This is a genomic window from Xanthomarina sp. F2636L, assembly GCF_026410195.1.
In the GTDB taxonomy this organism is placed as follows: Bacteria; Bacteroidota; Bacteroidia; order Flavobacteriales; family Flavobacteriaceae; genus Xanthomarina.
The window spans coordinates 243,810-267,128 of the sequence record NZ_JAPMLM010000055.1 but is presented as its reverse complement, the minus strand read 5'-3'; the positions used below and the strand labels follow the sequence as shown (position 1 = coordinate 267,128).

Sequence of the window (23,319 nt, the reverse complement as noted above, 5' to 3'; positions counted from 1 at the left end):
TAATTTATTAATTTAATGTGTAAAGTTAAAAAATACTCTGTAGTTGTACCTGAAATTAGTGAATTTATTATTCATTCTTTTTAATCCATTCCACACATATTACGCTTCCCTCCTACGTCGTCGCATAAAAAGTGTTCCATTAACATTGTAGAAGAAACTTTTTAGATATAAATTTTTTCAAGAAATTGTAGTAAAAACCTTCGCTTTTACCAAAGCTCAAGTTACATAACGCAGAACATTATAGTACACTTTTAATATTGGATTATCCAGTGGATGATTCAATATTAAAACAAATAATAATTATAAGTATTATTCATAATTAATCATTTAGGTCTATATCGTCAATCATTATGTTAAAAGCAATTACGGCTAATATATCCATGGGATTAGTGTGGCCTCTAATTTATAAATTTGTTATAGTCAGATCAGTTATACCATTTATAAAATCTTTAAGGATTTTATGTTGGTGTTTATGAAGTTCTATAGATCCTGGATTTCGAGACTACGGATAATTTAAATATTCTGAATACCCATGCATGGAAATTCATTTGAGGGATTTATTTGCGTTTGAAATCTTGTTTGATTTATAGACGCATCCTTATACAAACATTTTGATAATACATTAGTCTTTGGAGGTTTTAAACTTGTTATGTCCATAATTTCAACTTTACTAGACTTATACCTAATGATTATATGGCTAAACCCCGAAGTAACCCCGGAGTACCTATAAAGTATCTACGAGGGAACCCTTTATGAAGTCCGTAGTTACTAGCTTTAAAGCAGGTGGATGGCCTGCATAACCCGCATGTTTTTATAGCTAACATATGTGTGGCCTTCTTGTTTAAGGAACTGAATTCCGAACCAAACCAGAAGTGAGACATTAGTAGAAACCTCTCTTTTTACCGGGGTTTTGAGTTGGATTTGAAGATTTGTATGGGCTATTTTACATAATAAAGGCTCTGTTTTTTGAGTGATGCCTACGGCATTTTGTTTTGGAGCCACTGGTCTGTATGCTTTCTGGTCTGAACGGCATGTGTAATTAGATACCATAGACAGGGCTGCCGTAAGCTGAAAATGTGTGGCTGATTTTGGACGCTTTATCAGGTGGTTTTCTGTACTTTTTGGAATGCTTATGGTGATTAACCGTCTGTTTTTATGGCTTGTAACTACCGGAGTTGCAGCATATATTTGATTAAGCGTCTGTTTTTGGTTGAGTTGGAAGCCAATAAGCGCTTGTGGATTGTTTTGCAGCTTGGCTTCTCTTTTTCCAATGTGTCCTCTCCCCTCTTGGATGATTTGATAACAGGCCCCCGTTAAGCGACTTGCCATTTTGGAATCTTGAAACTCTTTTACTGTTTCTAAAACACCTGTTCTTATGGCTTTTGATAATCTAGACGCCATGCCAAACTCCTGGTTTTTTGCTTTTAAATGGGCGAAGGCTGGGTCTGTTTGAATGCGCTCTTTGGAAGGGCCATTAGCCATACGGGAAATATAGACACCGTTAAGGGGGTAATAACTTTTACCGTTTAATTTACCATGTATTTTTATGATTCCTTTTTGCTTAGGCATTTGACACTTAGATGTTTGTCTCATTCTAAGATAAGAAATAAATGGATAGGTTGGTGTTGATGTTTATTGAAATGTTTAAGAATATGGTTTTATTAAATTGTTGTATTTATAATTATTAGCACAGGGTCATTGCATTTGTATAGCCTAAAATATGGTCGCTCATTACAGCCGCATCATCTCGCCATTATATTAAATCATCCACTTGATTATTTAATATATCACGTGTTTTACCCAAATCGACGAAGGAGATTCATGAATAACTTTTAGAAATAATAGAAAATTATGAACTAAAATTTTATGAGGCTAAGGTTAACATCGAAATCCTATTTTTGCTTAACTCTATGAAATAGTAATTAATTGTTTAACAAAACTTATATGCTATTTATTATCTCCTCTTCTATTTTATCAAACTCTTTATTAGTTGGAACATGCTTAGAACCTTTAAGTAAAAACACTTCCTTTAAAGTTGGAAAAACTCTTTTTGCTCGTTTTATCATTTTTTTACCTGGAAACATCAAATCGTTTTCTGCTGCGAAAATTGTAATTGGGGTTTCTATATCTTGAGCATTTATTTTTGATATTATAGGTAAAGGCGAAAAATCCATATTGCAATGCTTAAAAGTTGATGACATGAATTCTAATGCAAAATCATTGTATTCTGAAAAAAGTGCGTTCATTACTTTTTTAATATCGTGCTGGTTATTAGTCTTTATAAATTTTTTTAAGGGCAGGAACATCTTAAATAAGCCAAGCAATGGGTTTCCGTTTACGATATAAACTGGTGCTATTAGGAAGACTTCTTTTATTGGTATTTCACTAAATTCAAGCGCCTTTAGGCTAATTAACCCACCGAAGGAAAAGCCTACTAAAGTTACCTCTTTTAATCTTAATTTTATAATGACTTCTAATAACCATTCTCCATAGTCTAACGTTTTCGTGTCTAGCCTATTTTCGTCGCTTTTATTAGGCTGTGCCAATACATCTACAGCATAAATACAATAATGTTTGGATAGTTCTGAAAAGGACTCTAGCATTAAAGGGGCACAACCTGCAGTACCATGAATAAGTAGCAATGGTGGCAGCTCAAAATTCCCAGTTACAATAACATTGGTAGCACCAAATTTGGTTTTTACTAATTTTTCGGAATAATCGATACATAGATCTTCTAGCTTTTGATTGTAGAGCTTTAGCATTGCTGATTTTCCTTCTTGTGATTTAAATAACATAAAACTGTTTGTTTTTGATTGATGATATACTAAGAATTAATGATTGCTATGTTACCATATTTATTTCCACTTTCAAGATAGTTGTGAGCTTCTATAATTTGATCTAATGGATACGTTCTATCAATAATTGCCTGCAGTCTGTCTTCCTTAAAAAGTGAAAGCAGCTCGTTAAATAAGTATTTTAAGTCTTTTTGCTTTCTCATACCCGTTGCAGAAAATTTTACTTTTTTTGGCGAAAGCATTGTACACCATAAAAGTTCGCAACTTAACACTGGTGACATAAAAAGTCCGTTATGATTTAATACTTTTTTGCTTTTTTTATAAGATGATTTGCCTACGGTATCGTAAATAATATCATAAGTATTCCCCATTTCTGTAAAATCATTCTTTTTATAATCTATAACATCCTCCACTCCTAATGATTTTACTAAATCGATATTGGAAGTACTACAAACACCTGTGACAAATGCTCCCATTTGCTTGGCTATTTGAACTGCTGCCGATCCTAAGCTACCAGATGCACCATTAATAAGAATGTGTTGTCCCTTTTTTAAATTTCCTATATCCTTTAAAAAACTATAGGATGTTAAAAATCCATCGCTAATAGTTGCGGCTTCTTGATGAGAAATAGTAGTTGGTTTTTTTTCAATTACCATATCTTCTGCTATACATATATATTCAGCATTACAACCATTACTAAATAGTTTTTCTCCAAAAACTTCATCACCTACTTTAAATTTTGTGATTTGTGAACCTTTAGCCTCTACAACTCCTGAAAAGCCAGTTCCTAAAGCTGTGTTTTTGGGTTTAAATACACCTAAAAATAACCTTCCAAATTTCGGTACTCCTTGACGCATCATGGTATCTGCTATTGTTGCAGATGATGCTTTAATTTTTACTAAAACCTCGTTAGGTTTTGGTAATGGTTTTGCGGTATCAACAACCTGAATAACTTCTGGTGAACCGTATTTTGTATAAATTGCTGTTTTCATAACTAAATATTTATAGCAAAATTGCAGTATATTTCAAACATAAAGGTTCGTGTTTGAAAATTAGAACCTATTTATAGAATATTAGTTATTCTATTTTCCTTAATTAAATTCGTCTGTTTGTTTTATTTCTTCTTTACAAGATTAATTCCAAGCATTATTAACATTGTTATCAATGCAATAAAAAACATACTGGTTGAAGTGCTTTTTATAACTGAAAAAGTATTGGTTGCATTAACTGTAGCCTCTGTCAAGTCTGGATAACTGTTCAACATTATGATAATCCCGATATTTTCCAGATAATCCGAGATTCCCGCAATTATTGGTAAAAGTAAAAGATAGATAAAAGGGGATTTGAGTTTGTTTAATTTTTTCAAAAAATATGCCAAAAGCAGAGAATAGGTCAGTCCAAAAAGTAGCGGATAAATCATATCCACAGGAATTTGGTTAGTTAAATAGGTTTCACGTCCATTTTCACCAAGCGTCCTGAATAATTTATTTACATAGTCCAGATTATATCCTGTAGGCAACATATCCAACAACTTCATTCCGTTAGAGAATTCCATTGTTTTTGGAATGGTTACTAATATCATAAATAAGTAAACAACATTGGTCAGTATAAAAAGACCTAATACTTTTTTCCCGGAAGTATATTTCTCTAGGGTTCTAATGAATCGATTCATTGATTTTCAAATTAGTGCCAACGGGTTAGTGTATGTAAAGGAGGTGATTTCAAAGCGCAAGGCTTACAGTTTAGCACAAGCTTCGACAAGAACCAAAAGACTTGGTTTTAGTACTATTATGTCTATTTTTCATATACATTGTTAGCTGTTCGTTTTTTCTATAAAAGATGTTTAACTTTCAAACTCTTTAATATCCTTTAAAAATTCTAAAGCTTTCATGGTTTTTGTTCCAACAAATAATCCTATAGTTTTTCTTACCCATGTAATATGTAGGTTTTTATAAGTTAATTTATATAAAAACCAAACTAACGGGATAATTAATAAGGCATTAACCATAAGGTATTTTAGCACAAAATCGACATCCATATTAGCATATAAATCAATGTTGAATAAAGAGTCGCTTGCAACCACCACATAAGCCCACCATATTGGGGTGGATAAAAACATTAATTTCACAAATAACAATCCGTGAGTATTTACTAATTCTATCTTTTTTCTTATATCAACTATTGGTTTTGCAAAGTCAATTTGTTTTAATAAGGTTACCTGTCCTATACTGCCAGCTAATGCAATTAGAGTAAAAACACCAACAATAATTCCACTTATCGCTAAATGTGGTTGTGTCCAATTACTTGCAATATAATTTCCCATAAACAGTGCTAATAAAGAAAAAACAACAATTTCTATAATTCTGTACTTAAGAATACTTTGTGTTCTCTTTTCTGATTTGTCTAAATTGATACTTTTAAAAGAGGCTACATTCAAACTTAATTTTTTGTCTAGTTTAGTATCGTAAGCTGCTAATATTTTATTTAATTCTCTTGCTTCCATAATGCTATATATTTTGAAATTCTTTTTTTAATTTTAATTTAATTCTACTAATTTTTGTGGCGACATTAGTTTTAGAAATACCGAGCACTTCTGAAATTTCCTCATAACTTTTCTCTTCTAAATACAATAGCATTAGTGCTTTATTTAGTTCGTTTAAATTATGAATGAATTCTTGTAATAATTTTAGATGATAATTTAGTTCAGTTTGCTCTTCACTAGTATCTTCTTCTATTTTGAAAATAGATTCTTCATTGTAAAAGTCATTTTTAACAGACCACTTTTTTTCTTTTCTATAAAATGAAATCGCAACGTTTAAGGCAATTCGATACATCCAAGTGGAGTACTTATAATTGCTGTCATACTTATCAAACGATTTCCATAATTGGATAATAATTTCTTGTTCTAAATCTTTTCTATCTTCTTTATTTTGGCAGTAAGAATTCACAATTTTATAAATGATTTTTTTATGCTCATCTAAAGTTTTTATGAATTGTTCTTTCTTGTTTGCCATCATTTGTAAGTGATTTCACCATTGTAATTTATGATTTTTTGTCCAAAGTGAAATTACTTCCATGGCTTTCTTGTTATGACGAACTCCATTATGGGTTTCATTTTCAACAATATACACTTCACCAGTACTATTTTCTGTAACAGCTGAAGTAAACTTATAGGCATCAAAAGCCTCGTCTTCACTTCCAACTACCACGAGTAATGGTTTGTCTATGGCGCTTAAGCCTTTTTTATAATCTAATGGAGACATACTTTCGTTTGCGCTATAACTATACTTTGTAATAGGCATCGATTCTGGAAGATTAAAAAACAATACTGGAAGGTTATTGTGTGTTGTGTCTCCAATAGCGTTCATCATTTTTAAACCAATAATTCTATTCATATGCAATTTTATAAAGGCTTGTTCTTCAACTGAATTTGTTGTTTTTACAGTTGGAGAGTTTACACCCAAATAAGGAGCAAATAAAAGGTATCCGTCAACTTTAGGAGTATTCTCTTTCATAGCATATCGTAAAATTATTCCTCCACCCATTGAGTGTCCTGCAAGAATTATTTTTTGATTCGGTTTTTCATTTTTAATCTCCGAAATAACATCTTCTAAATCATCCGCATATTGATTGATATAATCTACATCTCCAGGTTTTCCATCTGACTGGCCGTGACCTCTAAAATCCAAAGCTACAACTTCACTATTCGTTGCTTCTTTTAATAATCCAGCTGTTTGGTTCATTAAATAAGAACTGGAAAGGATTCCGTGAAGTAAAATAATCGTTGTATTACTTTCACTTTTATATACATAAGAAAATAGTTGTTTTCCATCTCTCATAGTAAACTTCTGTGAAATGTTTTTATACGTCTGTTCAAACCCTAAGTCAGCAATTGCTTCAGGCGTCATCGGTTTAGGAACTATATCTGGACTAAACGTTGGATTAGGTAAGTTGATAAGGTTTATAATTTCATTTTGAACTTTCTCAAATTGCTTTGCTTCATTTTGTGCTGTAGCAGTATTCATTGTTATACAAAGTGCAACTAAAATAATTTTAAAGAAATGCGTTTTCATTATTTTGACTGTTTTATATATTATTCGCAGTACAGGATAAAAAATCACACTTTTTTAGAAAAAAATTATAAATAATAAGAAAAAGCATTAATTATAGTTCCCATAATTAAACTAGAAATACCATTTTTTAAGGATAAGCGTTTTTGATTGATATTGTCAGAATAAGCAATCCATAGAGCAAATAGTGCACTAGAAAAAAATATTGCGACAATATAAGTTGGAAAATCAATAGACATTATACCAAACCAACTGAACACAATTCCTTCAAGTACTGTGAATCCGAATAAGGCTAAAATAGGATTTGATTTAGTAGGTTTTATTATTAACAATATACCTCCGTACAAAAGAATTAAGCAGATGATTAGTGGTAAAATTTGATTAAAATAGGATAAACTGAAATAACTTTTAAAAGAAAAATCAAAATATTCTTTTAAATCAATATTTAAATCTGAATGTATTACGAAGATTGTACTAAATAGAATTGCTATAACTGAAAACACAATTCCGATAATTTTTCTAGTTGCCATATTATAATAGGTTAGTTTACTTATTATTCGCAAATTTTTTGAAAAATCACACTTTTAAAGATTTTTATTCAGTTTTTTGTTTTTTTAGTTGTTTTCAGAGGGAGAATAATGTTATGAAAGAAATCTAGGAATGACAACCAATTTTGATTTCTTTTTTGTTTCTATTTGTTCAATTGTTTGTATTTATTTCTTTCAAAAGAAGTTGGATTGTTGGAGTTTAAAGTTCTACTTAAATAATCTGACCAAATTCAATTATTCTATAAATTTCTCAATTTTATTGTCAGTTAAGTTCTTTACATTCTTAGTGATTTTTTCGATATCCCAATGCCACCATTGAAGCTCTAAAAGTTTTGTAATGACTTCTTCTGAAAATCGTTTTCTAATTTCCTTGGCAGGATTTCCACCAACAATGGTATAAGGGGCAACATCTTTAGTTACCGTTGCGTTTGTAGCAATAATTGCTCCATCTCCAATAGTTACACCAGCCATAATTGTTGCGTTATAGCCTATCCAAACATCGTTACCAATATTAATGTTTCCTTTTTGTGGATATGTTTTTCCTTCCATGGCATGTTCCCAGCCATTACCAAAAACCGCAAAGGGATATGTTGACATGGCGTCTGTTAAATGATTTGCTCCGTTCATTATGAATTTAACGTTAGAAGCAATCATACAGAATTTTCCAATGATTAATTTGTCGCCCACAAAGTCAAAATGGTATTTCACATTTTTCTCAAAGTTCTCTACATTTTCAAAATCATCATAATAGGTATAATCTCCAACAATGATATTTGGATTTTTAATTATGTTTTTCAAAAAACATAGTTTGTCGTAATGCTCCAGTGGGAATTTTATGTTTTTATCTGGTCCGGTCATAAGGTATTATATTTTTAATCTGTACTATTTATCTTTTGCTTTGCTAACTCAAATTCTTTTGTTCGTTTTAATTGCTCTTCGAGATTCCATTCAAAATCAAATCTATTATTAAGGAATACAGCAATTGAATCCAATCCAATTTCAGTTCTTCTTTTATCTAAATTAACTGGATCGTAAATTGGCCATACATTAAAGCTCTTGGTTTCTGGGTAGTATTTCATCTGTCCGCCATAGATTTGTAAATCTCCTCTTTCGGTAGCAATTCTATCTTCAGCTCTTACCAAAAATCGAGGTTCTAGTTTTTTATCCTTTACAGCTTGCCTCATCATGGGAAGATATTGTATTCTAACATCATTATCTGCATGTTGAATGACATTACATATAGTCCAATTTCCTTGCTCTCCAGCCATTTCTTTCGTTGGCCATCCGTAATGATCTAAAATGTCTTTCACTTTTTTCTCATTAATTGCGTGGTTTCTTTCTATAATAGCTTGCTGCTCTTTAACTAACTCCGAGTCTACACCATGAATAGCCATTAATGAGTCTCTTAATCTAATTGGGGTTTGTTCGGTTGTCCAGATTGTATCAAGTACTTGAATAAGACTTTCTTCTTTACCTAAAGTTGATGATAGTTTTTTTGAATTGGCCTTATTTGAGCAATTAAGCAACAATACTAAACAGGATACTAAAATATATTTCATTTATAAAATTTTTATAACTCTTCGCTTATAGCATCCTAAAATACATAGAATTCATAGGATGCTATTTAGCTACTTAATTTCATGATGATTTTTGGAATACATTATTGTCTTTATTGCTTATAACCAGCTAAAGCCAAATCCTATATTACAGGTTACTGCATCTCTGTGTGCATCGCCATCTAAAAACGCACGACCAAGAAGGACATTAGCCTGAAGATTAAGTGCAAAGTTTTTCTTCTTATAAATTTCGTACCCACTACTTGCCTTAACTACACAACCAAAGTTCCAATCGTCGTTTACATGGTCTTCAATATCATATAGTGCTGGCGAATCTATTGCTAAACCGATTCCACCATGAACCCACCAGCGATCTTTTACCCAATATTGAAGTCCTGGAACAAACCCTCCGAAGTGTCTGTCGTTATCCTGAAATTCGTATATCATTCCTGGCATAGAGACTGTAATGGCGAGCTTTTCATTTAACATATAGCCTAACTTTAAATCTGGAAAAACAAATGCACCTTGAGCTTCGTCGAAGGTTTGTATACCAGCACTATCTTCTACACTGATAATACCCCCTCCTACTACAAATTCTACGATAAAGCCCTCTCTTTGTGTTGTTGTTTCTGAATTTTTGTTTTGTGCGTATGTTATACTAGATGATAACGCCAAGGCTACACAAGCCATTTTTAATACGATTTGTTTTTTGATTGTTTTCATTTTAATTGATGTCATAATTGTTTGATTTTTGATTAATGATTTTTTTAATTGAGGTGCAAATTTCTTGTAAATGCAGGACGATTATGAAATTAAATAACCGAACTGTTGTTTTAGAAAGATGACTTGTTGATTGTTTATTAAATTCTGAATTTACTTTGTGATTCTTTACTAAACTGAAAAGTCTCATTATAAGACCATATCATGCTATAGAGGGATAATGCGGAGCTTATGTAGCCTTTAGTTTAGTTTATATATTCATTTCCATTTCATATTGATTAACAGTATTCGCTAATCCTATTGAATTGATGAAATCTATTTTTTTGTTTAATCTCGTATCAACGTTTATGATTTTTATTGAGTTTGAAACTTCCTTTATTCCTTTGAATAATCTTTCCCAGCACCCAGCACTTTCTATTAGAATCTCAAATTGTGCTAAATACGCATTACTAGGGTTTATGATAAAATACGATTCAACCAAATTGTCATTTATTAATTGATAGTATTTGTAATTTCCGTTTTTAATGACTTCTAAACTAAAATCCCAAGAATATAGATGTTGATTAGGTAATTTTTCCCAATCAAAAGTATCATAGTCGGCTTCATTCAACTGCATTTTTTCATTTGCGTTTAATTTAATTTCGCCACTGAAACACTTAAATGTTTTACAAATATTAAATCCAATACTCTGGTATGTTTTTACGGCTTTACTATTTTCAATGATAACTTCTAATGAACATTTTGTAACACCATTTGTTTTTAAATTTGGTATAGCAAAATCGTATATAGATTTAACAATTCGTTTTCCTCTGTATTCTGGAAGTACACCTGTACCCGTATTAAATGCTATCTTCTCTCCGTTTCGTGTATCGATTGCATTAATAATAAACCCAACTAATTTACCTCCATCAAACATTCCGTAAGAAAGCGCATAATCAACTTTTGCTATTTTCCACCTCTCTTTATAGTAATTTTTGTCAGTTGGAATTTTGACGTAGTAATTCTCAAAAGATTTTAAAAAGCAATCTGCGATTATTTCAAATGATATATTCTCTAATTTTTTTATTATCAAAACTTTATATGTTATTTGCTCTTAAATTCTAACTAACTGAATTATTCGTCTTCTTTCAACAATTCTTGTAATGTTTCCTTTGAGCCTTCACTACCAAACTCAACAGCTTTTGAATAACTTTTTATCGCATCTTCTTTTTGGTTGTATGTTAAGTAAGCCTCGCCCAATGAGTCCCATAAATTACCGTCTTCAGGGAATAATTTTACATTCAATTTAAACAGTGCTAATGCCCAATCAGGTTGGTCTTCTTTTTTCAATCTACTATACCCTAGTCTATTTAGTATGGCAGGATCGTTAAATTCATCTTTAAGTTCTTTATTTAAATAAATTGGTAGTTTGTCTGCATTTGCAGATGGATTGGTTCTCATAAATTCAAGAATCAATTCATAAATATTTCTGGAAATTGGTGGCGCCTTATAATTTGTATCAAAAATCATTTTACCAATTTCTCTAGCCACGTTTTCAGATTCAGGTCCTAAAAACGCATTTGTGATGTATATGACCACGACATCGTCGTCTATAAACCTCACAAAGTCTGCAAAGTACAAGCCATTACTACCGTTATGAGCAACGATTTTGGTGCCTCTATCACTTTTAGATATGGCCCAACCATAACCATAATACGATGTCATGTTATCATTTTCAGCTACGTATGCCGTTTCTTGAATTTCTCTAGTTTTGGATGCTAAAACAACATTGTTTTTTAAAGCAACATGCCACTTATATAAATCTTCAATGGTAGCATGTATGTCACCTTTACCTATACTATACCAATGATTATTATTGTAAGGCAAGTGTTGTTGGGTTGTTCCCCAATCTGTCCACTTTTCATCATCTCTGTTATAGTAATAGCCATGTGCCAGTCGTTCTGTATTAAAATTGATGCTTTTATATCCTGTACTTTTCATTTGAGCAGGCTCAAATAGATTTTCCTGTAGAAAAGCATTATAGGTTTGCCCTGAAACCAATTCTAATATAGCAGTGAGCATAATATAGTTGGCATTGGCATATTGGTAGGTTGTGCCAGGTTTAGAATGCAATGTGGACTCAAAAAATTCGTTTAAAAACTGTTCTTTACTTGCTTCATGATATCTAAAACCGCCTGTTCTATTAGAAATTCCAGAGGTATGTGTCAATAATTGATGAACGGTTATATCACTCTTATCACTAGGTGTCTGATTAAAATATGAACTGATTTTATCGGATGTTTTTATTTTTCCTTGTTCCACCAATTTTAAAATAGCCGATGCTGTAAATTGTTTGGTTACAGAACCAATATTAAAAACGGTTGCTGGTGTGTTTGGGATTTTATTGTTCCTATCTGCCCATCCATAGCCTTTAGACAAAACTACCTCTCCTTTTTTTGAAACCAAAACAACTCCAGAAAAGCCATTTGTTTCGCTTGCCTTCAAATACGAGTCAATTTTGTTGAAGAGCACTTTATTGCTGTTTTGAGAAAAAGCATTTAACGTTGAAAGCGTGATAAATGCAAAAAATACTGTTTTAATAGATGATTTCATTTTTATGATTGTTTTTTATTTGAGCCATATTCTAACGCAGCACCAATAGCAATACCCAATACAAACCATAATTGCATATTTGAGGTTGCATACCCTATAATAGTGCCTAGTATAATTCCTATGCCTAATTTAACTCCTTTTTTACTTTTTTTAGTTTTCATGTTCTACACTTTAGACTACAAAAGTATTATTGAATGCCTTTCTGAATGTTCTAATTATGAAATCGGAACTAATTCTTTAAAGTGCTTTTGATGAAGGCATTTGGTGTCATACCTTCAATTTTTTTAAAGAATGTGTTGAAAACGGTTTTAGAATTAAAACCACTATCATAAGCAACTGCCATAATGGTTAAGCCTTTGTTTTCCTCTAAAAGGATGCGTTCTTTAAATTCCTTAACTCTAAATGTATTCACATATTCAGAGAAGTTTTTTTGAAAGCCTAGGTTTAATAATTGAGAAACGTAATTAGTAGGAAGTTCTAAGTAAGATGCTAAATCCTTTAGTGACAAATCAGAATTTAAGTACAATTTATAATCCATCATAATCTTTTCTAATTCTTTACTGTACTTTTTAATTTCGATTGTATCCAATAATGCTTGCTTGTACTTTTTCTTCTGTTTGTAATTGACATTATTAGGAATGGCTTTTAGCATGATGTTCTTAAACCTTTTGTGATTTTTTACAGGTTTCAGAATTGGTGAGGGATTTAATAATAAAACTAACGGCAAACGGTTATTGTATGCTTGCGCTACTAAATCAATTACCTTTTCATTATTACCCAACAAGGCATTTACTAATATTAAAAACGTCAATGCCTTATCTACCAGTGTTGTTGTTAAATAAGTTTCTAATTCTTTTAATCCCTCATTGCACTTTTCTGTTTCGTTGAGCTTTGCATAACACATGGTTTCACCTCCTAATTTGGTGAGGTCTCTTACGGAAACGCCTTCAAGTGAACCAAAATATGACAAAGCTTCATTTGGTTTGCCTGATAGTAATAAACAAATTCCTATATAAATTGGTGGAAAGGGCAACTTTGGGTCTATATCCAACGCCTTCATTAAATACGGTATGGCAGTGGTGTATTCTTCTTGTAAGTAATATAAAAACCCTTTATAATGATGGTTGATTGCGGCATAAGGGTCTAACTGCAAAGCTTTGTCAAGATAATTATGTGCTGCTCCTAATTTTCCTTCTACTGTCAAAAAATTAGAAATGGTTAAGTAAATATCGTCTGCTTGTTGTATCTCCAACGCCTTATTAGCATTTTCGTAAGCTTTCTTGAGATTCCAGTTTTGCCAGCATTCTATCCAAGCCAAATTTAATTGTGACCTGGATGAGTTTGGGTCTAGCTCTAATCCTTTTAACAAATAAGGCTAGGCTTTTTCGTAGGCTTCAAATGCAGGCAACAGCCCCATGGTTCCCATTTGAACATAGGCTAGATTAATATCTAGGTAAGGGCTTGAAAAATTGGGCGATTTACGTATTACTTCTTTTAAGATATTGATACCCTTTATTGAGTTTTTATAATCCAATTTCATGATATAATACCTTCCTTTTAGATATTCCCTATAAATAGCTACAGGCACATCAATAGGTGATACTAGCTTTTCTTCAATCTCAATATGACCTATATGTTCACGTAATTTTTCTGCTATAAACAGACTTACTTCATCTTGAATTTCGAAAATGTTGTCTGGGTTTCTATCAAAGGTTTCTGACCAGAAATGAAAATCGTCTACAGTATCAATCATTTGCACTGTAATGCGCATTTTCTTTTTTGATGCTCTTACACTGCCTTCAATAAAGGTAGCTACCTTTAATTTCTCTCTTATCTCTTGAGCAGTTACTGTTTTGTTTTTAAAGTAAAATGAAGAGGTACGAGAAGTAACCGAAAGTTGTTTGATTTTTGCTAAAGCATTAATGATTTCTTCTGTTAATCCATCGCAAAAATATTCGTTTTCAATATTATTGCTCATATTGACGAATGGTAGAACTGCTATGGATTTTTTATCTATCAAACTCTTTCTTTGCAAGTAACAAATGTAAAAAAATAAAGTTTGTGATAATCTTTAAGCGAAAAACTGTTCTTGCATCCGGAGTTTTCAACTGTGTTTGGTCTATTGTTTCATATCTTTAATGACCCATTGAAGCATGTTATCGTTTCCTTGTGAGAAATCATTCCAATTATAGTACAAAAGCTCATCTGGTTGAATACCTTGTGTTACTGTTTCAGATAATTCAAACCTCCTTTTGGAATAGGTAATGACCAATTTTGAATTGGGTAACTCAAACTGATCCATATCTTGATAGCCTGTTGGATTGGATCCTGTAGGCTGTCCAACAATTTTAGCATTCAATAATTGTTTAAAAAGTGCCGAATTACTTGTGGCTGCCGAAAATGTAACTGCATCAGTCATAACATACACACCTTGCTTCCAGTCTATAGTATCAGCCAAATTAAGCGCATAGGCTAATACAACACCAACATACAAATCACCTCCTCCATTATTACGCATATCTATTACTACCTGTTTAATTTCATTTTCAATAATATAGCCTACCAATTCTTCTCCAAAAATCTGCATGTCTTCAAAAGTTGGATAACTATTAAATTGAATATAAACTGCCTTTGTGCCTTTTATTGGCGCATACCATAAATATTCGAACATAAGGCTGTTTGGTTTGGTTATTTCGGGAACACCAATGGATAAAGCAACAAAATTTGCTGTCTTTTCTGCTGCACCATTATCTAATGTTTCAAGCGTTACTGTAATTTTTTTATTATCTAAGTCTACAAATGTAAATTCTGCTGAGTTTGTATTTTTAGTTATTTGTAAGGCGTGCAATAATTCACTAATAATTAAATAATCTCCTGTTCTAACTACTTGCGAATGTTTATTTTCAACAAATTGTGCCACGTCTGAAACTTTAGCTGCAATCTCATCAATAGGAACACCATCAATAGCTACCAACGACGACTTTAATAAGTCTTTATGCTCATGACTTATTTTTACTACTCGCCATTCATTTTCTATAAACTTGACTTCAAATGGAAACGTATGTGTTTCCAAATGACGCAATGATACTGCAGTATGACCATCTCCAATACGTCTGGTGAGTTTCATCAACTCTAAAATTACCTCGAAATCACTTACAGAATCTGACAGCGCCTTTATGCGTGATAATTCCTTATCAAATGTTTGCTTATTTATGGAATGGTATAAGTCGATGTGTTTGCTTTCTAACTGTGATTTATAAATTTCCAAATCCGTTGTCCAATCTATACTATTTTCGTTTTGAGCATAACCAAATGAGGCAACTAATAAAGTAAAAAGTATTGTCATTTTGAATTTTAAAATTGTTTTCATACCTATTGTTTTTATTGTTTTTCAGAAATAAGTGACATAATGTTGCTTAACAAAAGGATGGTCTGTCTTACTTCATCTGTTTGATTTAATGTTCCCGACACATATGTATCCAAACTTGGACAGTAAAATAAATAAGAGCCTGTACTACCTGAATGTCCAATAACTTCAAGTTTAGGCAAACTTGGATGTAGTTCGTTAAATACTATTTTCCTAAGTCCAAAACCATAGTACATACCTTGAGTTTCTGGAGTCCATTGTTGCATGGTTTGTAACGTGTCATTTTTAACCAACTCGCCATGAAATAAAGCTTCTTGAAACCTTATTAAATCTTGTGTGGTAGAAACCAAACCTCCTCCAGCCCAATCAGCTGTTAAGCTATTAAAACTAGAGATGTTGTATGCACCAGCATATATCTCAGCCATTTTTGCTGTTTCCTGTATGGGGTTTGATCTTAAGTTCATGTATGTATGTTTCATCTTTAGTGGTTGAAAAATATACTGTTTAAAAAACTCATGAAGTTTTGAACCACTCACACGCTCAATAATCAACCCTAATAACACATATTCCGTATCAGTATAATGATAACTAGTGCCTGGAGCAAATAAGGGCTTCATATTCTTTTTATAAAATTGAATGAGCTCTAAGGGTGTCCAAATCTTTGTTGGATCATTAAAGAGTTGTTCCATCATATTTGGACTTCCATTAATAGTTTTATCTTCAAAATAGTCTGATAAACCAGATGTATGTTGCAATAACTGCACAATAGTAATCTTGTTAGAATAATCAACACCTTCAAAAACGTGTAAGCCCTTTAAAATATCTTTAGACAAGTATTTACTTATGGTGTCTTCAAAGGCTAATTGCTTGTTATCTTTTAGAATACCTATGGCTGTTGCTGTAAATGTTTTCCCGATACTTGCCACATAAAATGGATTATCAATAGTTACTGTATCTCCTGTGCTAAATACGCCTTCAGCTAGTTGAACATCAATGGCTTTCGACTTTGAATATACGTGTAAGAATGCATTATTAACCGTCTCTTTTTCCAGTTCAGCTTTTAATAGTTGTTTAAATTCATCATTCATAGTTTGTTGACCAAAGCATGAAAATGAAACAAAAAGTGCCAAACTAAAAGGTAATATCTTTTTCATATGGTTATTTTTTGGATGTTATTAGTGTTTCTAAAATCAATTCTTTTATTCTGTCGTAATCGTCTTTACTGGGAACATGTTTAGAGTTTTCTAACAAAATAGTTTTTTTTAATGAGGGAAATAGTTTTTGGGCACGATTCAAAAGCTTTTCACCTGGAAACAAATAATCATCTTTTGCTGCAATAATATTTAATGGCATGGTTATTATTTGAGCTTCTTGCGTTGTCATTAAGGGTATTGAAAACCATTTTGTTCTATAAGTTAAAAAAAGTTTTGATAAAATCTTTAAAGTAAAAGCATCTTCATTGGTGTATGTGTTTTTCATGAATTGCTTAATACAGGTTGTTTTTTTTCGAATTTTAAACGATGTAGATGGCAGATATGCCTTAACAAAAAATTCAAACCGATTACCGTTTACAATGCCAGCAGGATGAATTAAAAACACTTCAGATATTCTATTTTGGCTGTATATTAATGATTTTAAACCAATAAAACCACCTAACGATATTCCTACAAAATAAGTCTTATATATTTGAAGTCGCGATAAAATCTCATACATCCATTTTCCATAATCATCTGTTTTTGGATTAAGTCTGACTTCAGTACTCATATTGGGCTGTCCAAGTACGTCAATGGCATAAATTCGAAATTTTTTCTCAAGCCCTTTTAGTTTTTCAATAGCCATTGGTGCACAGCTATTGTTACCATGCACCAAGACTAATGGTGGGCTATTAATATTTCCTAATACTATAATATTTGTATCGCCAAAACCAGTTTCAATTGTCAGGAACTCGTATTCTAAATCTAGCTCATTAAGTTTTTTATAGTAGAGATCCATAAAATCTTTTTTTGATACGCTATTTGAAAAGAATGATTGCATGAGAGATTTTTTAAAACCAACTAAATCCTAAACCTAAACTAAATAATACTGCATCTCTATTTACATCTCCATCAAGAAACGCTCTACCTAAAATTATTTTTGATTGAATATTTAATGCGAAGTTCTTCTTTTTATAAACTTCGTAACCTGAACTTGCCATTACGGCACATCCAAAATTCCATTCGTCGTTATCATCATTAATATCATACAGAGCTGGACCATCGATAGCCAAGCCAATACCTCCATGAATCCACCAATGATCTTTTATCCAATATTGTACTGAAGGAATGAAACTCCCAAAATGTCTGTCATTATCTTGAAATTCATATATCATTCCTGGCATTGCTGCTGTAATAGCCAACTTATCGTTTAGCATATAACCAAGCTTCAATTCAGGAAAAGTAATGGCTCCTTGAGATTTATCGAAGGTTTGAATATCTTCACTATCTTCTATACTTATAACACCTCCTCCAAGACCCATTTCGAACAAAAACCCTTCACGTTGAAATGTGGTTTCTTTAGTGGAATTGTTTTGCGCAAATGTTATTGTAGTTAATAATGTTAATGCAATAACTGCCATTTTTAACTTCATGTTTTTTTTGATTGATTTCATAATTGTTCGTTTTTTGATTTATTGATTTTTTTTTAATTTGATGGTACAAAATTGCAAAGCATTATAGATTGAATCGTCTTGAATTATAATTTAGAACCTGTTAATGGTTAAGAAAATATTACCTATTAGATTCATTAAGAAAAAAGTCTCTTAGGTGTTGATTTCCATATGTTGGTGCCACATGATCTTCAGCCATTAAGGTTAGAAAAAATTCAATCGGACCATAGGTTTTTACAGCAGTACATGTTCTTAGTATCCAAATGGTAAGTTTTCTCATCCAATCTGGTAAATATGTTATTTTGTGAGGTTTATTTAAGGCGTTTAATGCCAGTCTACTAATGTCGTTCAAGCTTAAAATATCAGGACCTCCAACTTCAACTTCCTTTATTGACTTATCTAATAATTGGTAAATAAAACCAGCAAGATCTTCACCGTGAATAGGATTAAACTTTTGATTTCCATTTCCAAACAAGTATATGCGTCCAGATTTTGCCATTTGTAAAAAGTCTTTCATATCTGAGAAAAATCCATTTGGTCTCACAATGGTATAATCTAATCCAGATGACTTCAAAGCATCTACAAACCTTTCTTTGGCTTCAAATATTTTAAGATGCCGATACTTATCACCATTAATGGCAGACACGTAAATAAATTGTTTTACACCTGCTTGCTTAGCCTCTTCTAACAAATTCATATTGGCTTGATAATCGACATCCATATAAGTAAGTCCATCTTTTTGTCTGGTAATACCTACTGTAGATATTACTGTATCAACACCATTACAAACACCTTGAAGTGTTTCAGGTTTCGTAACTTCTGCTTGTTTTATTTCTAAATTGTCCTGATTAAAATTTTGAAGTTTTTTAGAGTTACGTACAATAATACGAACGTACTTTTTTTCTTCAATTAGTACTTTTAAAATATAATTACCTAAATAACCTGTAGCTCCTGCTAATAATATGTTGTTATGATGTTTCATAATTTAGATACTGATTGGGACATTATTAATTAAATTCGTGAGCAAATAATTGTTGAATAATGGTATTACGTTGTGAACCTGTATTGTCTTGCTGATTACTTAATATGACAATTGTTGCGTTATATTCTGGTATAAAACCAATCATAGACCAAAAGCCATTAATATCACCTCCATGCCAGTACATGGTTGTATCTCCTTCTTGAGTAGTGAACCAACCTAAGCCAAAATCTACAAAGCCACTTGGGACATTTTGAGCAAATATTTCAGCTTTTTCAGTCTCTGTAAACCAATTCGTTTTAACGGCATTCGTCCAAGTTTCCATATCTTTTGGTGTGCTACTAAAATCGCCTGCACCAAATGGTATAACCATGGGATAGGTACTATATGGGCTTCCGTTTAAATAGCCTTGTGCGTGTGTATTCGTATTAATTTCATCAGTACCTCTATAAGAACTGGTCATCCCTAATGGATTAAAAATCTTCTGCTGAACATACTGATGGTAAGACATTCCTGATAATTGCTCAACTAACAAAGCTGAAATAAGATAGTTTGAATTACAATATTGTTTATAAGAACCTGGTGTAAAGTTGAGCCCATTTTCCAAAATCAATTCTGTAATAACTTCATAAATATCTTCTTCTTCCAAAGTAATCCCTTCTTCAATTGCTTGTTCAACTATTAATTGATACTCTGGAATACCGGATTGATGTGATAATAACTGTGCAATAGTAATTTGATTCCCGTTTGGAAATTCTGCATCAAATTCATCTAAAGTTTGATTAAAACTAGTAATTAAACCATCACGCTTTAATTGTACAATAGCTCCTGCTGTAAATGATTTACTTACCGAACCTATGCGATAAGCAAGGTTGTAGTCTTGCGGCATAGTCGTGCTTTGGTTTGCTAATCCAAAACCTTTGCGCACTAAATCGTTTCCATTTTTAGTAACAATGGCATAGCCTTGAAAATCGATGTCGGTTAATAGATCTTCAACGGTTGTATAATCTTTAGTTTGTGGTTTGCTATCATCGTCACTATTAGAGCATGATGTAAAAAGCACTACAATTGATACTATAAGTGCTACTAAAAGTTTGTGTAAAGTTGTCATATTTGTTAGTTTTTTAATTGATTGATTTAAACAAGAAATTATACAACATAGCATTGAAGCTTATATCTTGTGTCGTTTTCCCTAATGGGAATCCAACATTAAAAGGGTCTGCGCCAGGCCATGTGTGTCCACCATTTTCTATTTGTATTTCTGCCACAGATCCATAATTTGTAAATAATACTGAAGTACCATCATCTTCATCGTCTATTATTTTAATAACAGGTTGTGATTCCAAAGCATTTCGATTTTTCCAATATGCTATACAGTCATCAACAGAAAGGTAAGCGCCTTCTTTTCCATTACGATCAACAATTTTATCTGCTGTACCATGTACATACATTGCCTTTATGGGTGTATTTACAGATATTCGGTCCATAACTTCGTTTGGCATAGGCGCTCCTACAGATACAAAACCTTTGATTTTATTTGGCAATTCTGTTGCTAATCGTTGAACAAAAAAACCACCTCTAGACAAACCAGTAGCATATATTTTAGTGCTATCGATAGGATAGTTTTTCACTAACTTTTCTATCAAAACATTTATAAATTCTACATCCTGTGTACCTGTATCATAATCTTGACCAAATCCTACATTCCACTCGTTGTTAATACCTTGTGGATACACAACTATAAAGCCTTTAGCTTCTGCTAGTTTATTTGTTTTTGTATAGAGCATCTGCTCTATAGCTGTCATACCAGACCCATGAAAATTCAATAATAGTGGTACTTTTTCATCGTCATTTATTTTAGTTGACTGATACGCTGTGAACTGTCTTAAAGTATCCTTAACTTTAACGACTCTTGTTTGAGAATAGCCTTTAATAGTCATAAAAGCTATGGCGAGAATAAAAATTGCATTAGTTTTCATTATTCGTTTTTTTGATTGTTTTTTAAAACTTTTTTTGATAATGCAAATTTGAAGTTTAGACAGCTGCGAGTCGACCGAAATTATAATTCAGGACGTACGGAATTAATTGAGAGAAAAAAAGTGAAATTTATTAAAGAGCTTTATTCAGAATGTAGCTGAACCCATTTACTTGGTGTAATTCCCTCAGCTTTTTTGAAGTAGGTGTTAAAAGCACTTTTAGAATTAAAACCACTATCATAGGCTAAACCAAGAATGGTTATGTGGTTAAATTTTGGATCTAAGGCAATAGTTTTAAAATAAGTTAACCTGTAATGATTTATAAAATCGTTGAAATTCCTATTGAATTCAGCATTCAATAGCCACGATAATTTATTAGAATGCAAATTTATATGTTCGCCAAGTACTTTTAAGGAAAGGTTGGGATTCAAATATAGTTTCTCGTCATTTAAAGTGCTAATTAATGTTTCTTTATAATTAGAAATTTCTTGTTCAGTTAATGGCTTAATATTGTTTTCCGCAATTTGGGCATTAACAGTCACATACTTTTCTTCAGAATTTAAAACAATTTGCTCATCAAGAGATTGATAATCTTTATGCAATCTTATAGGTTGTAAAAGTGGATCTAATTTATAATTTACAAGTTGCCCAAGTCTTAATTGAATTTTATCTTGAAATACAGAAAATGCTTTATCAGTTGCTCCTGAATGAATTAGTAGATAAAAATTCCATGGATACAAGCTTTTAAAACTGTTTTCAATATCTATTTTAATGTGATTTAAGGTCACTTTTTCTTTATTCAAGAAATCAAACAAAAGCTCACAAGTACTAGGATTTTCTAAATGAGGCGTTTCATTGATAAATTGCTTAAATTGTTTTTCGTCATTCAATAGCAAGTAACAAGCCAGTTTTGTCTCTAATGCAAGTCCAAAATTCTGTTCAATTAATAACGATTCGTTTAGATGGATTATTGATTCTTGATACTCCTTTTTTAAAAAATAAATATTCCCTTTTGTAAAATGATGGTTGGGAGATAAGGGGTTTATTTCTAATGCTTTATCTATATATGTCAAAGCCTTATCCAATTGATTGGTAGCCATATATATTTCAGACAAGGCTTCAAAAGCTATAGCAAAATTAGGGTTTAATGCAATGGTTTGTTTTAAATTATGTATTCCTTTTTCATATTCCCAGTTATTCCAAAAGCAAACAGATGCTTTAGAAAAAAAACCTAAATATGAACTGGCATTAAGTTTTAATCCTTTTTCTAAATAATTTAATGCACTTTTAAGGCCGTTTTTTCTTTTTATATAACCCCAACTTGTTAAAATACTATAGCTTCTACTTAATGCAAAATAAGCATCAGAAAAATTAGGGTCTTCAATCAAACTTTGTTTATAAAAATCGATAGCCTTTAAGTAGTCTTCCAACAACCAATTTAGTTGATAATGCCTTCCTTTTAAAAATAATTTATAGGCCTTAATGTTTTTAGTTCCGACCGAAGAAATAGTTTCTGAAATATTAAAATGCCCGAAATTTTCTCTTATTTGTTGGGCAATAATGAGGCTAATTTCATCTTGTAGTTCAAAGATATTTTCTAGATTTCTTTGAAACTTTTTTGACCAAATGTGAAATCCATCACTAACTCTAACCAATTGAACATTGATTCTAATTGTATTTTTATAAACTTTAATACTTCCTTCTAAAATGTTAGAAACATTTAAAATGGCCCCAATCTTTCTAATGTCAACATGTTGGTTTTTAAAAGCAAAAGAAGATGTACGCGCAGTAACCTTTAATCCTTTTACTTTTGTAAGTGCATTTATTATTTCTTCTGTAATACCATCACTGAAATATTCGTTATTAACATCTCTACTCATGTTAACAAAAGGTAATACTGCTATGGATTTTTGGTTAATCAATATTTTTTACTTGAGTCAACAAATGTAAATTAAATTATTGAAAACATTTATATTTGATACCTTTCCACACACATTTACTCATACACGTTTATTGTTTAATGGAAAACGTTTCACTACTCTCCTATCGTTATTTATTCATAGGCTGTTATT

Annotated in this window: 24 protein-coding genes; all 24 read right to left on the bottom strand. The window is 31.7% G+C overall.

Translation table 11 applies throughout. The annotated features are described in order from the left end of the window. Positions 1 to 774: 774 nt before the first annotated feature. The 24 genes from OS191_RS02305 to OS191_RS02190 all read right to left on the bottom strand — a co-directional run bounded on the left by OS191_RS02305 (position 775) and on the right by OS191_RS02190 (position 23,169). A complete protein-coding gene (locus OS191_RS02305; RefSeq protein WP_267154093.1) occupies positions 775 to 1,593 on the bottom strand; it encodes a hypothetical protein in 819 nt (272 codons plus the stop codon). A gap of 347 nt (positions 1,594 to 1,940) precedes the next feature. Further along, positions 1,941 to 2,795: an alpha/beta hydrolase gene (locus OS191_RS02300; protein ID WP_267154092.1), complete on the bottom strand. Its 855-nt coding sequence runs from the start codon at positions 2,793 to 2,795 to the stop codon at positions 1,941 to 1,943. Between the two features lie 29 nt (positions 2,796 to 2,824). Then, complete coding sequence (locus OS191_RS02295) at positions 2,825 to 3,787, bottom strand: NAD(P)-dependent alcohol dehydrogenase (RefSeq protein ID WP_267154091.1); 963 nt, start codon at positions 3,785 to 3,787, stop codon at positions 2,825 to 2,827. 122 nt (positions 3,788 to 3,909) lie between these two features. Beyond that, positions 3,910 to 4,467 (bottom strand): hypothetical protein, encoded by a 558-nt coding sequence (locus OS191_RS02290; protein WP_267154090.1) that lies wholly within the window; start codon positions 4,465 to 4,467, stop codon positions 3,910 to 3,912. A gap of 171 nt (positions 4,468 to 4,638) precedes the next feature. Further along, positions 4,639 to 5,298 (bottom strand): hypothetical protein, encoded by a 660-nt coding sequence (locus tag OS191_RS02285; protein ID WP_267154089.1) that lies wholly within the window; start codon positions 5,296 to 5,298, stop codon positions 4,639 to 4,641. A gap of 4 nt (positions 5,299 to 5,302) precedes the next feature. After that, positions 5,303 to 5,812 carry an RNA polymerase sigma factor gene (locus OS191_RS02280; protein ID WP_267154088.1) on the bottom strand — a complete coding sequence of 170 codons (510 nt, stop codon included), beginning with the start codon at positions 5,810 to 5,812 and terminating at the stop codon, positions 5,303 to 5,305. Between the two features lie 12 nt (positions 5,813 to 5,824). Then, on the bottom strand, positions 5,825 to 6,868 hold the full coding sequence (locus tag OS191_RS02275) for an alpha/beta hydrolase (RefSeq protein ID WP_267154087.1): 1,044 nt from the start codon (positions 6,866 to 6,868) through the stop codon (positions 5,825 to 5,827). Positions 6,869 to 6,933: 65 nt separating this feature from the next. After that, positions 6,934 to 7,395 (bottom strand): hypothetical protein, encoded by a 462-nt coding sequence (locus OS191_RS02270; RefSeq protein WP_267154086.1) that lies wholly within the window; start codon positions 7,393 to 7,395, stop codon positions 6,934 to 6,936. Between the two features lie 252 nt (positions 7,396 to 7,647). Beyond that, on the bottom strand, positions 7,648 to 8,271 hold the full coding sequence (locus OS191_RS02265) for a CatB-related O-acetyltransferase (protein ID WP_416236352.1): 624 nt from the start codon (positions 8,269 to 8,271) through the stop codon (positions 7,648 to 7,650). A gap of 14 nt (positions 8,272 to 8,285) precedes the next feature. Further along, on the bottom strand, positions 8,286 to 8,972 hold the full coding sequence (locus OS191_RS02260; RefSeq protein ID WP_267154084.1) for a DUF6624 domain-containing protein: 687 nt from the start codon (positions 8,970 to 8,972) through the stop codon (positions 8,286 to 8,288). Between the two features lie 117 nt (positions 8,973 to 9,089). Beyond that, on the bottom strand, positions 9,090 to 9,707 hold the full coding sequence (locus tag OS191_RS02255; RefSeq protein ID WP_267154083.1) for a hypothetical protein: 618 nt from the start codon (positions 9,705 to 9,707) through the stop codon (positions 9,090 to 9,092). A gap of 232 nt (positions 9,708 to 9,939) precedes the next feature. Continuing rightward, positions 9,940 to 10,761, bottom strand: coding sequence for a GNAT family N-acetyltransferase (locus tag OS191_RS02250; RefSeq protein ID WP_267154082.1), 822 nt, complete (start codon positions 10,759 to 10,761; stop codon positions 9,940 to 9,942). A 41-nt stretch (positions 10,762 to 10,802) separates the two neighbouring features. Beyond that, a complete protein-coding gene (locus OS191_RS02245) occupies positions 10,803 to 12,281 on the bottom strand; it encodes a serine hydrolase (RefSeq protein ID WP_267154081.1) in 1,479 nt (492 codons plus the stop codon). A 2-nt stretch (positions 12,282 to 12,283) separates the two neighbouring features. Beyond that, positions 12,284 to 12,442 (bottom strand): glycine zipper domain-containing protein, encoded by a 159-nt coding sequence (locus OS191_RS02240; RefSeq protein ID WP_267154080.1) that lies wholly within the window; start codon positions 12,440 to 12,442, stop codon positions 12,284 to 12,286. Positions 12,443 to 12,510: 68 nt separating this feature from the next. Beyond that, entirely contained in the window at positions 12,511 to 13,650 is a 1,140-nt protein-coding gene (locus OS191_RS02235) for a helix-turn-helix domain-containing protein (RefSeq protein ID WP_267154079.1), read from the bottom strand. Between the two features lie 6 nt (positions 13,651 to 13,656). Further along, positions 13,657 to 14,301 (bottom strand): hypothetical protein, encoded by a 645-nt coding sequence (locus OS191_RS02230; RefSeq protein WP_524534356.1) that lies wholly within the window; start codon positions 14,299 to 14,301, stop codon positions 13,657 to 13,659. A gap of 99 nt (positions 14,302 to 14,400) precedes the next feature. Next, the gene (locus tag OS191_RS02225; protein WP_267154077.1) at positions 14,401 to 15,651 is read right to left on the bottom strand and encodes a S41 family peptidase; all 1,251 of its coding nucleotides are present in this window, start codon (positions 15,649 to 15,651) and stop codon (positions 14,401 to 14,403) included. An 11-nt stretch (positions 15,652 to 15,662) separates the two neighbouring features. After that, positions 15,663 to 16,802 carry a serine hydrolase domain-containing protein gene (locus OS191_RS02220; RefSeq protein WP_267154076.1) on the bottom strand — a complete coding sequence of 380 codons (1,140 nt, stop codon included), beginning with the start codon at positions 16,800 to 16,802 and terminating at the stop codon, positions 15,663 to 15,665. A gap of 4 nt (positions 16,803 to 16,806) precedes the next feature. Further along, the gene (locus OS191_RS02215; protein ID WP_267154075.1) at positions 16,807 to 17,682 is read right to left on the bottom strand and encodes an alpha/beta fold hydrolase; all 876 of its coding nucleotides are present in this window, start codon (positions 17,680 to 17,682) and stop codon (positions 16,807 to 16,809) included. A gap of 10 nt (positions 17,683 to 17,692) precedes the next feature. After that, positions 17,693 to 18,295: a hypothetical protein gene (locus OS191_RS02210; protein WP_267154074.1), complete on the bottom strand. Its 603-nt coding sequence runs from the start codon at positions 18,293 to 18,295 to the stop codon at positions 17,693 to 17,695. A 118-nt stretch (positions 18,296 to 18,413) separates the two neighbouring features. Beyond that, positions 18,414 to 19,274, bottom strand: a complete 861-nt coding sequence (locus tag OS191_RS02205) for an SDR family oxidoreductase (RefSeq protein WP_267154073.1) — start codon at positions 19,272 to 19,274, stop codon at positions 18,414 to 18,416. A 25-nt stretch (positions 19,275 to 19,299) separates the two neighbouring features. Further along, a complete protein-coding gene (locus tag OS191_RS02200) occupies positions 19,300 to 20,382 on the bottom strand; it encodes a serine hydrolase domain-containing protein (protein WP_267154072.1) in 1,083 nt (360 codons plus the stop codon). A 13-nt stretch (positions 20,383 to 20,395) separates the two neighbouring features. Then, positions 20,396 to 21,250 (bottom strand): CE1 family esterase, encoded by an 855-nt coding sequence (locus tag OS191_RS02195; protein WP_267154071.1) that lies wholly within the window; start codon positions 21,248 to 21,250, stop codon positions 20,396 to 20,398. Positions 21,251 to 21,390: 140 nt separating this feature from the next. Further along, positions 21,391 to 23,169, bottom strand: coding sequence for a helix-turn-helix domain-containing protein (locus tag OS191_RS02190; RefSeq protein ID WP_524534355.1), 1,779 nt, complete (start codon positions 23,167 to 23,169; stop codon positions 21,391 to 21,393). Positions 23,170 to 23,319 lie beyond the last annotated feature (150 nt).